Annotated in this window: 7 protein-coding genes, 2 tRNA genes and 3 rRNA genes; 7 read left to right on the forward strand and 5 right to left on the reverse strand. The window is 56.3% G+C overall.

Translation table 11 applies throughout. The features are described 5' to 3' along the window. Positions 1-8: 8 nt before the first annotated feature. The 5 genes from AC3Y64_RS03465 to AC3Y64_RS03485 form a co-directional block, all read right to left on the reverse strand. Positions 9-1,556, reverse strand: a complete 1,548-nt coding sequence (locus AC3Y64_RS03465) for an ABC transporter ATP-binding protein (protein WP_489986457.1) — start codon at positions 1,554-1,556, stop codon at positions 9-11. A 604-nt stretch (positions 1,557-2,160) separates the two neighbouring features. Beyond that, positions 2,161-2,742, reverse strand: a complete 582-nt coding sequence (locus AC3Y64_RS03470) for an IMPACT family protein (protein WP_489986458.1) — start codon at positions 2,740-2,742, stop codon at positions 2,161-2,163. A gap of 7 nt (positions 2,743-2,749) precedes the next feature. Then, positions 2,750-3,400: a TetR/AcrR family transcriptional regulator gene (locus AC3Y64_RS03475; RefSeq protein WP_158959276.1), complete on the reverse strand. Its 651-nt coding sequence runs from the start codon at positions 3,398-3,400 to the stop codon at positions 2,750-2,752. Positions 3,401-3,488: 88 nt separating this feature from the next. Next, on the reverse strand, positions 3,489-4,877 hold the full coding sequence (locus AC3Y64_RS03480; protein WP_158959275.1) for a uracil-xanthine permease family protein: 1,389 nt from the start codon (positions 4,875-4,877) through the stop codon (positions 3,489-3,491). Positions 4,878-4,999: 122 nt separating this feature from the next. Beyond that, positions 5,000-5,920, reverse strand: a complete 921-nt coding sequence (locus AC3Y64_RS03485; protein WP_064387741.1) for a LysR family transcriptional regulator — start codon at positions 5,918-5,920, stop codon at positions 5,000-5,002. 138 nt (positions 5,921-6,058) lie between these two features. Here AC3Y64_RS03485 and aptA point away from each other — a divergent pair, with 138 nt between their 5' ends. From aptA to rrf, 7 genes are all read left to right on the forward strand, one after another. Next, positions 6,059-7,408 (forward strand): omega-aminotransferase AptA, encoded by a 1,350-nt coding sequence (aptA, locus tag AC3Y64_RS03490; protein WP_489986459.1) that lies wholly within the window; start codon positions 6,059-6,061, stop codon positions 7,406-7,408. A gap of 76 nt (positions 7,409-7,484) precedes the next feature. Beyond that, a complete protein-coding gene (locus AC3Y64_RS03495) occupies positions 7,485-8,978 on the forward strand; it encodes a CoA-acylating methylmalonate-semialdehyde dehydrogenase (protein ID WP_016987353.1) in 1,494 nt (497 codons plus the stop codon). Between the two features lie 576 nt (positions 8,979-9,554). Continuing rightward, positions 9,555-11,091: ribosomal RNA gene (locus tag AC3Y64_RS03500) — 16S ribosomal RNA — on the forward strand. Between the two features lie 81 nt (positions 11,092-11,172). Further along, positions 11,173-11,249, forward strand: a tRNA-Ile gene (locus tag AC3Y64_RS03505). A 31-nt stretch (positions 11,250-11,280) separates the two neighbouring features. Beyond that, positions 11,281-11,356 (forward strand) — tRNA-Ala (locus AC3Y64_RS03510). A 247-nt stretch (positions 11,357-11,603) separates the two neighbouring features. Further along, positions 11,604-14,497: ribosomal RNA gene (locus tag AC3Y64_RS03515) — 23S ribosomal RNA — on the forward strand. A gap of 151 nt (positions 14,498-14,648) precedes the next feature. Further along, positions 14,649-14,764 (forward strand): 5S ribosomal RNA (gene rrf, locus AC3Y64_RS03520). The 16S, 23S and 5S rRNA genes sit together here with 2 tRNA genes alongside, the layout of an rRNA operon. Positions 14,765-14,890: the final 126 nt, after the last annotated feature.

The following is a 14,890-nucleotide window of genomic DNA, read 5'->3' on the forward strand; positions in this document are numbered from 1 at the left end:
AAACTCCGTTAAACCTTGACGGCTGAAGGTGGATTGTCGAACTGTCCGGCCATCCAGCCGCCGACATCGCTGAGTTGTGTGCCGCCGGTGGCGTGCAACGCCGACAGACGTCCGCCGCACAAGGCGCCGAGGCGGTCGCTGATCTGGAACAGTTCATCGAGGTCTTCGGAAATCACCAGAATCGCCGCGCCGGCATCGCGTAGCGCGATCAAGGCCCGGTGAATGGTCGCGGCGGCACCGACGTCAACGCCCCAGGTCGGGTGCGCGGCGATCAGCAGTTTTGGTTGCTGGAGGATTTCCCGACCGAGGATGAATTTCTGCAGGTTGCCGCCGGACAGGCTGCGTGCGGCGGTCTGCGTATTCGGAGTTTTCACGCCGAAGCGCTGGATGATTTGCTGGGCGAGAGCTTCGACTTTGCCGCGTTCGATCAGGCCGTGGCTGACCAAGCCTTGCTGGAAAGCGCTGAGCAGGGCGTTGTCCGCCAGACTCAACTCCGGCACCGCGCCGTGGCCGAGGCGTTCGGCGGGCACGAACGCCAGGCCCCGTTTGCGTCGTGCGTCCGGGCGTAAATCGCCGACGTCCTGCTCAGCGAATCGAATGGTGGCCGCTTCGGCCCGAGGCAAGGTTTGTTCGCCGCTGAGCAGGGCGAGCAATTCATCCTGACCGTTGCCGGCAACGCCAGCGATGCCAACGATTTCACCGCTGCGCACTTCCAGGTCGATGCCTGCAAGCGAGCAGCCGAACGGGTCCGGGTTAGCCCAACTCAAACCGCTGACCTGCAAAAATGCCGCGCCGCCGCTGACCTTCGGATAATCACCGATCAACGCCGCCGCTTCGCCGACCATCAATTGCGCCAGTTGCTGATCCGAACACTGCGCCGGCACGCAATGCCCGGCCACGCGTCCGCCACGCAAAACCGTGGCGCTGTGACACAACGCCCGGACTTCACCGAGCTTGTGGCTGATAAACAGAATGCTGCAGCCCTCGGCGGCGAGGCGGCGCAGGGTGATGAACAACTCGTCGGCCTCCTGCGGCGTCAGCACCGAGGTCGGTTCATCGAGAATCAGCAGACGGATGTCCTGCATCAGGCAGCGAATGATTTCCACCCGTTGCCGCTCGCCAATCGACAGGCTGTGGACAAGTCGTTCCGGCTCCAGCGCCATGCCATAACGGCGCGACACTTCGCGAATCTTTGGTTCCAGTTGTTTCGGCGTGCCTGCCGCCGCGCCCATCGCCAAGGCAATGTTCTGCGCCACGCTGAGGGTTTCGAACAGCGAGAAATGCTGGAACACCATGCCGATCCCCAACTGCCGCGCCTGCGCCGGGTTGCGGATATTGACCCGTTGACCTTGCCAGAGCATCTCACCTGAATCGGCCTGGGTGACGCCGTAGATGATCTTCATCAAGGTACTTTTGCCCGCACCGTTTTCGCCGAGCAGGGCGTGGATTTCTCCGGGAGCGATGGTCAGGTCGATGGCGTCGTTGGCCAGACAACCGGGGTAGCGTTTGCTGATATGGCGCATTTGCAGGCGCGGGGTTGCAGGAGCAATGGGCATGACAGGCTCGACTTGCTTGGAGTTGTGCCTGTGGATAAAGCAATTTCCTGGCCATTGAGTCAGGAACCCGAGCGGACGGCGGTTGCCGGTGGCTGGCGCAGAGCGTTCTGTTGCAAATCGAGCGCAGGCACAGCACCAAATCAGCGCAAAGCCGTTGATCGGGCTCCAGTTTTGCCCGCTATTGACTGATCAAAAAACGAGCAACCGTCCGGGAGCTAGGCCGTACCTGCGACAGAGGCGGTCATGAACGGCTTATCCACAGGTTGTTCCACAGTTATTGTGCGCAAGCTGAAAGACCGGGCATAAGCACTGAGGTGCTTTCTTCTAATGGTGCTAAACGTAGCTAACTGTTTGTTTCTAATTGGGATTTACATTTCGTCGGGCGAATTGAACGAAAAGTGAACAAACCGCGCAAAGCCGCGTGACAGAAGGGTTACAGCGTTATGTGCTCAGGTTATCCACAGTCGGGTGCACAGCAGATGTGGGCAAGTCTGGGGAGTTGGGGAAAAGGGTGATGCCCTAAAAGATCGCAGCCTTCGGCAACTCCTACAGGGGCACGCATTTTAAATGTAGGGGCTGCGGAACGCTGCGACCTTTTGATCTTTTATCGTTGCAGCAAAATCCGTCCCCGACTCAGATCAGCAAGCTGCGTCTGCAAGACATCAATCTGCGCTTCGCCTACGGCCAACTGCAATTCAACGCCGTTCGCCGTGAAGTTTTCTTCAATAACCAATCCGCCGAGATCGGCCACCCGCAACTTCACCAGCGCCAGTTCGGCAAACCCGCAAGCGCAACTCAACGGCACCCGGCTGATCAGCTCAACCTTCGCTGCCGTCTGCAAACATTTGTTCGCCCCACCGCCATACGCCCGGGCCAAACCACCGGTGCCCAGTTGAATGCCGCCGTACCAGCGAATCACCAGCACCGCGACCTGATCGCAATCCTGCGCTTCAATCGCCGCCAGAATCGGTCGCCCAGCGGTGCCGCCCGGTTCGCCATCGTCGTTGCTGCGATATTGATCGCCGAGTTTCCACGCCCAGCAATTGTGCGAGGCGTTCAGATCGCTGTGCTGTTCGAAGAACGCCTGCGCGTCGGCAGGGCTGCCGATCGGCGTGGCGAAGGTGATAAAGCGGCTTTTGCGAATCTCTTCGCGGTACTCGCAAAAACCGCTGAGGGTGAAAGGCATAAACGTCTTATACAGAAGGAGTGAGGCCGCAGCCTTTGAGGATAATGCGGATCAGGTTGTTGCCGGCGTCTTCCATGTCCTGCTTGGTCAACTTGCTGCGACCGCTGACGCGACAGATCTGCGTGGCGAAGTCGGCGTAATGCTGGGTGCTGCCCCACAACAGGAAGATCAGGTGCACCGGATCGACCGCGTCCATTTTGCCCGCATCGATCCAAGCCTGAAACACCGCCGCACGGCCAGTGAACCAGGCGCGGTAATCCTGATTGAAATATTCGGTGAGACATTCGCCGCCGCTGATCACTTCCATCGCAAAGATCCGCGAAGCTTGCGGCTGGCGACGGGAGAATTCCATCTTGGCGCGGATGTAGCGGGTCAGCGCTTCGGCTGGATCGTCCTCGGCGGTGAGGGTGTTGAAGGTGCTGTCCCACAGCTCAATGATGTTGCTCAGCACTGCCACGTACAAACCGAGTTTGTTGGTGAAGTAGTAATGCAGGTTCGCCTTGGGCAACCCCGCATTCTGCGCGATGGTGTTCATGCTGGTGCCTTTGTATCCGTGACGGGCGAACTCGTCTTCGGCGGCTTTGAGGATGGTCTCTTCGTTTTTCTGACGAATGCGGCTGGCGGGTTTGCCGCCGTGGGCTGGGACTTCAAAGGTCATAGGCACTTCCGGGTTTGTCTGTGGGTGCAACCAGTTGCGTTGATAGCGCACCCACAGGCATCCGACAAGTCCTTGCGCGATAAAACCGTTACGCCTGTTCGATCTTGTTCAGCGGCGCGGGTACTTCAGCGGCCTCGGTTTTCGACTCCGGCAGTAACAGGCACAGGATGATCGCGGTCAGACCGCCGCTGGTGATCGCCGAGTCGAACAGGTTCTGCACCAGTTTCGGCAGCAGGTGCAGCAGGTTCGGTTGCGCAGCGATGCCCAGGCCCACGCCGAACGAAGTGGCAATGATCAACATGCTGCGCCGATCCAGCGGCGACTGCGCGAGGATGCGCACGCCGGCAGCGGCCACCGCGCCGAACATCACCAGGGTTGCGCCGCCGAGTACCGGTTTCGGAATCTGTTGCAGCACCGCGCCGATCATCGGGAACATGCCGAGACAAAACAGGATTGCACCGATGTACAAGCCAACGTAGCGGCTGGCAACGCCGGTCAACTGGATCACGCCGTTGTTCTGCGCAAACGTGGTGTTGGGGAAGGCGCTGAAGGTCGCCGCGATCATGCAGCTCACGCCATCACCGAGCACGCCACCGCGCAGACGGCTTATATAAGAAGGGCCGCTGATGGGTTGGCGGGCGAGCATGCAATTGGCAGTGAGGTCGCCGACGGTTTCGATGGTGCTGATCAGATAAATCAGCGCGACCGGCAGGAAAGCCGTCCAGTCGAAGCTGAAGCCAAACTTGAACGGCGTAGGAAAACTCACCAGCGGCAAGTCAGGCAATGGCTGCGGCACCAGTTTCCCACTGAACCACGCGGCCAGACTGCCGAGCACCAGACCTATGATGATCGCCGACAAACGCACCCACGGCGTGTTCGAGCGGTTGAGCAAAATGATCGTCAGCAACACAAACACGCCGAGCGCCAGATTGCCCGGCGCACCGAAGTCCGGCGCATTGAAACCGCCGCCCAGATCAGTGATGCCGACCTTGATCAGGCTGATGCCGATCAGGGTGATGACGATACCGGTCACCAGCGGCGTAACGACTCGACGCAATTGGCCGATGAAACGGCTGAGGACGATCTGCACCAACGCGCCGAAAAAGCACACACCGAAAATCATCGCGAGAATGTCTTCCGGGCTACCGCCGCGTTGCTTGACCAAAAAACCAGCCGACAGCACCGCACCGAGAAAGGCGAAACTGGTGCCTTGCAGACAAATCATTCCTGCGCCAATCCCGAACGGCCGCCGCGCTTGGATAAACGTACCGACACCGGAAACCATCAACGCCATGCTGATCAGATACGGCAAATAGGCGGTCAGCCCGAGCGCCGAGCCAATCACCAATGGCGGGGTGATGATGCCGACGAAACTGGCGAGCACGTGTTGCAACGCCGCGAGCGTGGCGGCAAGCGGTTTGGGGCGGTCGTTGAGGCCGTAGATCAGGTCGCTGGACGGTGCGGAATCTGGCTGCATGGCTTAGGGCTTCTTGTTGAAGGATCGGGGTTGATCCTGCTTTGCAAAAAGCTGTCCACTTGCTCAGGTTATGGAGTGATTTAGTCAACAAGGCCCAACACAGCCGGGCCTGTCAGGATTTTTCAGCGCGTCGCCGCCAGGCTCTCCAGAAAGCTTTCCAGCACCAAATGAGGGCGGCGACCCTTGCGCGTGACCGATGCGAGGCTTAGGTCGTAGAAACGCGTTTGCGATTTAAGCGCACGCAAGCGACCTTGTTGCACCCAAAGGCTGGCGTAGTGATCCGGCAAATATCCAATGTAACGCCCGGTCAAAATCAGAAACGCCATGCCTTCCCGGTCGGAAGCGCTGGCCGTGCAATTGAGCGCTTGGTAATGCGCCTGGATATCCGCTGGCAAACGAAACGTCGGCGCAATCGCGTCCTGACTGTTTAAACGCTCGTCATCGAGTTGTTTGTCATCGACATAAAACAACGGATGACCCACCGCGCAGTAAAGCAGCGAACGTTCGCTGTACAGCGGCTGATATTCCAGTCCCGACAACGCACTGGCCTGTGGCACCACGCCGACATGCAGACGCCCATCGAGCACGCCTTGCTCGACTTCGTTCGGCGCAATCATGCGGATCTGGATTTGCACATCCGGCCCGCGCTCTTTCAACTGGGCGAGGGCATGGGTGATGCGCATGTGGGGCAGGGTGACGAGGTTGTCGGTCAGGCCAATGATCAACTCGCCTCGCAAATGCTGGTGCAGGCCGTTGACCTCGGTGCGAAAGCTTTCCAGTGCACTTAGCAGTTGCAGCGCCGATTGATACACCTCGCGACCTTCCTCGGTCAGCGAAAACCCGGCGCGCCCGCGCTGGCATAAACGCAAACCGAGGCGTTGTTCCAGATCGCTCATCTGCTGGCTGATCGCCGAGCGCCCGATGCCGAGCACGGTTTCCGCCGCTGAAAAGCCGCCACATTCGACCACGCTGCGAAAAATCCGCAGCAGGCGAATATCAAAGTCACTGACCTGGGCCAGCGGATCGGGACGGCGGCTGCTCATCTTATTGTTCTCATTGTTTAGCGGAGTTCTAACTGAAGGTTAGAAGAGTTGAATTTCACCGACTTTATCCGCGTGGCAATTTAGCTGCAACAACGCTTTTTATCTCCCTGACGCTTATGCCCTGCGAGGTTTTGCCCGATGAACATGCCTGAAAACGCTCAGTCGCCACTGGCCAGCCAATTGAAGCTGGACGCGCACTGGATGCCGTACACCGCCAACCGTAACTTCCAGCGCGATCCGCGTTTGATCGTTGGCGCCGAAGGCAGCTGGCTGATCGACGACAAGGGCCGCCGGGTATACGACTCGCTGTCTGGCCTGTGGACGTGCGGCGCTGGCCACACCCGCAAGGAAATTCAGGAAGCGGTCTCCAAGCAGTTGGGCACCCTCGATTACTCGCCGGGCTTCCAGTACGGTCACCCGTTGTCGTTCCAGCTGGCCGAGAAAATCACCGAGCTGACTCCGGGCAATCTCAACCACGTGTTCTTCACTGACTCGGGTTCCGAGTGCGCCGACACTGCGGTGAAAATGGTGCGTGCCTACTGGCGCCTGAAAGGTCAGGCGACCAAAACCAAAATGATCGGTCGTGCCCGTGGCTACCACGGCGTGAACATCGCCGGCACCAGCCTCGGCGGCGTCAACGGCAACCGCAAACTGTTCGGTCAGGCGATGATGGATGTCGATCACCTGCCGCACACGTTGCTGGCGAGCAATGCCTTCTCCCGCGGCATGCCGGAGCAGGGCGGTATCGCTTTGGCCGATGAGTTGCTGAAGTTGATCGAGCTGCACGATGCCTCGAACATCGCCGCCGTCTTCGTTGAACCTATGGCCGGTTCCGCTGGCGTGCTGGTTCCGCCGCAGGGTTACCTGAAGCACCTGCGCGAGATCTGCGATCAGCACAACATCCTGCTGGTGTTCGACGAAGTGATCACCGGTTTCGGCCGCACCGGCAACATGTTCGGCGCCGACACCTTTGGCGTGACCCCGGATCTGATGTGCATCGCCAAGCAAGTCACCAACGGCGCGATCCCGATGGGCGCGGTGATTGCCAGTTCCGAGATCTACCAGACCTTCATGAATCAGCCGACGCCGGAATACGCCGTGGAATTCCCACACGGCTACACCTACTCGGCGCACCCGGTGGCCTGCGCCGCTGGCCTGGCGGCACTCGACCTGCTGCAAAAGGAAAACCTGGTGCAGAGCGTCGCCGAAGTCGCGCCGCATTTCGAAAACGCGCTGCATGGTCTGAAAGGTTCGAAGAACGTTATCGACATTCGTAACTTCGGTCTTGCCGGCGCGATCCAGATTGCCCCGCGTGACGGTGACGCGATCGTGCGTCCTTTCGAAGCGGGCATGGCCCTGTGGAAAGCCGGGTTCTACGTGCGCTTCGGCGGCGACACCCTGCAGTTCGGCCCAACCTTCAACAGCAAGCCGCAAGACCTCGATCGTCTGTTCGACGCGGTCGGCGAAGTGCTGAACAAGCTCGACTGATTTTTCCCTCTATATATAAGTACAAACAGTCGGCGCCCCTCGCGGGCGTCTGCGGACAAGAATTCAGGAGTTTTCGATGAGCGTTATCCCGCATTTGATCAATGGCGAACTGGTGACCGAGAACGGTCGCGCGGTTGATGTGTTCAACCCGTCCACCGGTCAGGCGATCCACAAGCTGCCACTGGCCAGCCAGGCAACCATCCAGAAAGCCATCGATGCCGCAAAGGCCGCGTTCCCTGCCTGGCGCAACACGCCACCGGCCAAACGCGCGCAGGTGATGTTCCGCTTCAAGCAACTGCTGGAGCAGAACGAAGCGCGTATCTCGCAATTGATCAGCGAAGAACACGGCAAGACCCTGGAAGACGCCGCCGGTGAATTGAAGCGCGGTATCGAGAACGTCGAGTTCGCCTGTGCAGCCCCGGAAATCCTCAAGGGCGAGTACAGCCGCAACGTCGGCCCGAACATCGACGCATGGTCGGACTTCCAGCCGCTGGGCATCGTGGCCGGTATCACCCCGTTCAACTTTCCGGCCATGGTCCCGCTGTGGATGTACCCGCTAGCGATCGTCTGCGGCAACTGCTTCATCCTCAAACCGTCCGAGCGTGATCCAAGCTCGACACTGCTGATTGCTCAGTTGCTGCTGGAAGCCGGTCTTCCGAAAGGCGTGATGAGCGTAGTGCACGGTGACAAGACTGCCGTTGACGCGTTGATCGAAGCGCCGGAAGTCAAAGCGCTGAGCTTCGTTGGCTCGACGCCAATTGCTGAATACATCTATGCAGAAGGCACCAAGCGCGGCAAACGCGTTCAGGCACTGGGCGGCGCGAAGAACCACGCGGTGCTGATGCCGGATGCCGATCTGGATAACGCTGTCAGCGCACTGATGGGCGCGGCGTACGGTTCGTGCGGCGAGCGCTGCATGGCGATTTCTGTTGCCGTGTGTGTTGGCGACCAGGTGGCCGATGCGCTGGTGGCGAAACTGGTTCCACAGATTCAGGCGCTGAAAATCGGTGCCGGCACTTCGTGCGGTCTGGACATGGGCCCACTGGTGACTGGTCAGGCGCGCGACAAAGTCAGCGGTTACGTTGATGACGGCGTGACGGCGGGCGCGACCTTGGTGGTCGATGGTCGTGGTTTCAGCGTCGCCGGTCATGAAGAAGGCTTCTTCCTCGGTGGCTGCCTGTTCGACAACGTCACCCCGGAGATGCGCATCTATAAAGAAGAGATCTTCGGCCCGGTACTGTGCATCGTCCGTGTGAACAGCCTGGAAGAGGCTATGCAACTGATCAACGATCACGAATACGGCAACGGCACCTGCATCTTCACCCGTGACGGTGAAGCGGCACGTCTGTTCTGCGATGAGATCGAAGTCGGCATGGTGGGTGTCAATGTGCCGCTTCCGGTGCCGGTGGCTTACCACAGCTTCGGCGGTTGGAAGCGTTCGCTGTTCGGTGACCTGCACGCCTATGGTCCGGACGGTGTGCGTTTCTATACCCGTCGCAAGGCGATCACTCAGCGCTGGCCGCAGCGTGCGAGCCACGAGGCTTCGCAGTTCGCATTCCCTAGCCTTTAAGTAGAAGGGCAGGACAAAGAAGGCCGACCCCTTGGGGTCGGCCTTCGTGTTTTCGGGGTTTTTTGACCGATGTGACAGATTTATGAAAATAGGTGTTGACGGCAGATCTCAGGTGTCTATAATTCGCCCCACTTCCGGCGCAGTCGAAACGGAAAACTCCTTGAGATTCAATGAGTTATGTAGGTTTCGGCAGCAGGTTGCTTCAGTTCATCGAAGCCAAAAGGAAGTTGAAAAAGAGGTGTTGACAGCAGCGTGTAACGCTGTAGAATTCGCCTCCCGCTGCAGAGAGATCTGAAGCGCAAGTGGTTGAAGTTGTTGAAGAATTCTTCGAAAACTTCTGAAGATAATCACTTGACAGCAAATGAGGCTGCTGTAGAATGCGCGCCTCGGTTGAGACGAAAGATCTTAACCAACCGCTCTTTAACAACTGAATCAAGCAATTCGTGTGGGTGCTTGTGGGGTCAGACTGATAGTCAACAAGATTATCAGCATCACAAGTTACTCCGCGAGAAATCAAAGATGTAACCAACGATTGCTGAGCCAAGTTTAGGGTTTCTTAAAAACCCAAAGATGTTTGAACTGAAGAGTTTGATCATGGCTCAGATTGAACGCTGGCGGCAGGCCTAACACATGCAAGTCGAGCGGATGACAGGAGCTTGCTCCTGAATTCAGCGGCGGACGGGTGAGTAATGCCTAGGAATCTGCCTGGTAGTGGGGGACAACGTTTCGAAAGGAACGCTAATACCGCATACGTCCTACGGGAGAAAGCAGGGGACCTTCGGGCCTTGCGCTATCAGATGAGCCTAGGTCGGATTAGCTAGTTGGTGAGGTAATGGCTCACCAAGGCGACGATCCGTAACTGGTCTGAGAGGATGATCAGTCACACTGGAACTGAGACACGGTCCAGACTCCTACGGGAGGCAGCAGTGGGGAATATTGGACAATGGGCGAAAGCCTGATCCAGCCATGCCGCGTGTGTGAAGAAGGTCTTCGGATTGTAAAGCACTTTAAGTTGGGAGGAAGGGTTGTAGATTAATACTCTGCAATTTTGACGTTACCGACAGAATAAGCACCGGCTAACTCTGTGCCAGCAGCCGCGGTAATACAGAGGGTGCAAGCGTTAATCGGAATTACTGGGCGTAAAGCGCGCGTAGGTGGTTCGTTAAGTTGAATGTGAAATCCCCGGGCTCAACCTGGGAACTGCATCCAAAACTGGCGAGCTAGAGTATGGTAGAGGGTGGTGGAATTTCCTGTGTAGCGGTGAAATGCGTAGATATAGGAAGGAACACCAGTGGCGAAGGCGACCACCTGGACTGATACTGACACTGAGGTGCGAAAGCGTGGGGAGCAAACAGGATTAGATACCCTGGTAGTCCACGCCGTAAACGATGTCAACTAGCCGTTGGGAGCCTTGAGCTCTTAGTGGCGCAGCTAACGCATTAAGTTGACCGCCTGGGGAGTACGGCCGCAAGGTTAAAACTCAAATGAATTGACGGGGGCCCGCACAAGCGGTGGAGCATGTGGTTTAATTCGAAGCAACGCGAAGAACCTTACCAGGCCTTGACATCCAATGAACTTTCCAGAGATGGATTGGTGCCTTCGGGAACATTGAGACAGGTGCTGCATGGCTGTCGTCAGCTCGTGTCGTGAGATGTTGGGTTAAGTCCCGTAACGAGCGCAACCCTTGTCCTTAGTTACCAGCACGTAATGGTGGGCACTCTAAGGAGACTGCCGGTGACAAACCGGAGGAAGGTGGGGATGACGTCAAGTCATCATGGCCCTTACGGCCTGGGCTACACACGTGCTACAATGGTCGGTACAAAGGGTTGCCAAGCCGCGAGGTGGAGCTAATCCCATAAAACCGATCGTAGTCCGGATCGCAGTCTGCAACTCGACTGCGTGAAGTCGGAATCGCTAGTAATCGTGAATCAGAATGTCACGGTGAATACGTTCCCGGGCCTTGTACACACCGCCCGTCACACCATGGGAGTGGGTTGCACCAGAAGTAGCTAGTCTAACCTTCGGGAGGACGGTTACCACGGTGTGATTCATGACTGGGGTGAAGTCGTAACAAGGTAGCCGTAGGGGAACCTGCGGCTGGATCACCTCCTTAATCGACGACATCAGCTGCTCCATAAGTTCCCACACGAATTGCTTGATTCATTGAAGAAGACGAAAGAAGCAGCCCGAAATTGGGTCTGTAGCTCAGTTGGTTAGAGCGCACCCCTGATAAGGGTGAGGTCGGCAGTTCGAATCTGCCCAGACCCACCAATTTTGTGTGGGAAACGCCTGTAGAAAATACGGGGCCATAGCTCAGCTGGGAGAGCGCCTGCCTTGCACGCAGGAGGTCAGCGGTTCGATCCCGCTTGGCTCCACCACTACTGCTTCTGAAGTTTGAAAGCTTAGAAATGAGCATTCCATCGTGATGATGGTGAATGTTGATTTCTAGTCTTTGACTAGTTCGTTCTTTAAAAATTTGGGTATGTGATAGAAAGATAGACTGAACGTTACTTTCACTGGTAACGGATCAGGCTAAGGTAAAATTTGTGAGTTCTCTTAGTTGAGAAATTCGAATTTTCGGCGAATGTCGTCTTCACAGTATAACCAGATTGCTTGGGGTTATATGGTCAAGTGAAGAAGCGCATACGGTGGATGCCTTGGCAGTCAGAGGCGATGAAAGACGTGGTAGCCTGCGAAAAGCTTCGGGGAGTCGGCAAACAGACTTTGATCCGGAGATGTCTGAATGGGGGAACCCAGCCATCATAAGATGGTTATCTTGTACTGAATACATAGGTGCAAGAGGCGAACCAGGGGAACTGAAACATCTAAGTACCCTGAGGAAAAGAAATCAACCGAGATTCCCTTAGTAGTGGCGAGCGAACGGGGACTAGCCCTTAAGTGGCTTTGAGATTAGCGGAACGCTCTGGAAAGTGCGGCCATAGTGGGTGATAGCCCTGTACGCGAAAATCTCTTAGTCATGAAATCGAGTAGGACGGAGCACGAGAAACTTTGTCTGAATATGGGGGGACCATCCTCCAAGGCTAAATACTACTGACTGACCGATAGTGAACTAGTACCGTGAGGGAAAGGCGAAAAGAACCCCGGAGAGGGGAGTGAAATAGATCCTGAAACCGTATGCGTACAAGCAGTGGGAGCAGACTTTGTTCTGTGACTGCGTACCTTTTGTATAATGGGTCAGCGACTTATTTTCAGTGGCGAGCTTAACCGAATAGGGGAGGCGTAGCGAAAGCGAGTCTTAATAGGGCGTCTAGTCGCTGGGAATAGACCCGAAACCGGGCGATCTATCCATGGGCAGGTTGAAGGTTGGGTAACACTAACTGGAGGACCGAACCGACTACCGTTGAAAAGTTAGCGGATGACCTGTGGATCGGAGTGAAAGGCTAATCAAGCTCGGAGATAGCTGGTTCTCCTCGAAAGCTATTTAGGTAGCGCCTCATGTATCACTGTAGGGGGTAGAGCACTGTTTCGGCTAGGGGGTCATCCCGACTTACCAAACCGATGCAAACTCCGAATACCTACAAGTGCCGAGCATGGGAGACACACGGCGGGTGCTAACGTCCGTCGTGAAAAGGGAAACAACCCAGACCGTCAGCTAAGGTCCCAAAGTTATGGTTAAGTGGGAAACGATGTGGGAAGGCTTAGACAGCTAGGAGGTTGGCTTAGAAGCAGCCACCCTTTAAAGAAAGCGTAATAGCTCACTAGTCGAGTCGGCCTGCGCGGAAGATGTAACGGGGCTCAAACCATACACCGAAGCTACGGGTATCACCTTCGGGTGATGCGGTAGAGGAGCGTTCTGTAAGCCTGTGAAGGTGAGTTGAGAAGCTTGCTGGAGGTATCAGAAGTGCGAATGCTGACATGAGTAACGACAATGGGTGTGAAAAACACCCACGCCGAAAGACCAAGGTTTCCTGCGCAACGTTAATCGACGCAGGGTTAGTCGGTCCCTAAGGCGAGGCTGAAAAGCGTAGTCGATGGAAAACAGGTTAATATTCCTGTACTTCTGGTTATTGCGATGGAGGGACGGAGAAGGCTAGGCCAGCTTGGCGTTGGTTGTCCAAGTTTAAGGTGGTAGGCTGAGATCTTAGGTAAATCCGGGATCTTAAGGCCGAGAGCTGATGACGAGTTACCCTTTGGGTGACGAAGTGGTTGATGCCATGCTTCCAAGAAAAGCTTCTAAGCTTCAGGTAACCAGGAACCGTACCCCAAACCGACACAGGTGGTTGGGTAGAGAATACCAAGGCGCTTGAGAGAACTCGGGTGAAGGAACTAGGCAAAATGGCACCGTAACTTCGGGAGAAGGTGCGCCGGTGAGGGTGAAGGACTTGCTCCGTAAGCTCATGCCGGTCGAAGATACCAGGCCGCTGCGACTGTTTATTAAAAACACAGCACTCTGCAAACACGAAAGTGGACGTATAGGGTGTGACGCCTGCCCGGTGCCGGAAGGTTAATTGATGGGGTTAGCTAACGCGAAGCTCTTGATCGAAGCCCCGGTAAACGGCGGCCGTAACTATAACGGTCCTAAGGTAGCGAAATTCCTTGTCGGGTAAGTTCCGACCTGCACGAATGGCGTAACGATGGCGGCGCTGTCTCCACCCGAGACTCAGTGAAATTGAAATCGCTGTGAAGATGCAGTGTATCCGCGGCTAGACGGAAAGACCCCGTGAACCTTTACTATAGCTTTGCACTGGACTTTGAATTTGCTTGTGTAGGATAGGTGGGAGGCTTTGAAGCGTGGACGCCAGTTCGCGTGGAGCCATCCTTGAAATACCACCCTGGCAACTTTGAGGTTCTAACTCAGGTCCGTTATCCGGATCGAGGACAGTGTATGGTGGGTAGTTTGACTGGGGCGGTCTCCTCCTAAAGAGTAACGGAGGAGTACGAAGGTGCGCTCAGACCGGTCGGAAATCGGTCGTAGAGTATAAAGGCAAAAGCGCGCTTGACTGCGAGACAGACACGTCGAGCAGGTACGAAAGTAGGTCTTAGTGATCCGGTGGTTCTGTATGGAAGGGCCATCGCTCAACGGATAAAAGGTACTCCGGGGATAACAGGCTGATACCGCCCAAGAGTTCATATCGACGGCGGTGTTTGGCACCTCGATGTCGGCTCATCACATCCTGGGGCTGAAGCCGGTCCCAAGGGTATGGCTGTTCGCCATTTAAAGTGGTACGCGAGCTGGGTTTAGAACGTCGTGAGACAGTTCGGTCCCTATCTGCCGTGGACGTTTGAGATTTGAGAGGGGCTGCTCCTAGTACGAGAGGACCGGAGTGGACGAACCTCTGGTGTTCCGGTTGTCACGCCAGTGGCATTGCCGGGTAGCTATGTTCGGGAAAGATAACCGCTGAAAGCATCTAAGCGGGAAACTTGCCTCAAGATGAGATCTCACTGGAACCTTGAGTTCCCTGAAGGGCCGTCGAAGACTACGACGTTGATAGGTTGGGTGTGTAAGCGCTGTGAGGCGTTGAGCTAACCAATACTAATTGCCCGTGAGGCTTGACCATATAACACCCAAGCAATTTGCGCTTAAGAGCCAGATTGCGGTGTGTGAAGACGAAACGAACCGAAAGTTCGAAATGCTCACAAAACACCAAGCTATCACATACCCAATTTGCTGAAGCGAGACCATCAGGTCGCGACTCAGTACCCGAATTTCTTGACGACCATAGAGCGTTGGAACCACCTGATCCCATCCCGAACTCAGCAGTGAAACGATGCATCGCCGATGGTAGTGTGGGGTTTCCCCATGTGAGAGTAGGTCATCGTCAAGATTAAATTCCGAAACCCCAATTGCGAAAGCAGTTGGGGTTTTGTTTTGCCCGCAGGAAAGTTCTTACAGCATTCGCGGACGTCGTCCGGCTGCCACAACCCGCCGACAATGCTAAGGTTCTGCCCTA

It is taken from the genome of Pseudomonas sp. 4CAES_32.4 (assembly GCF_058136335.1).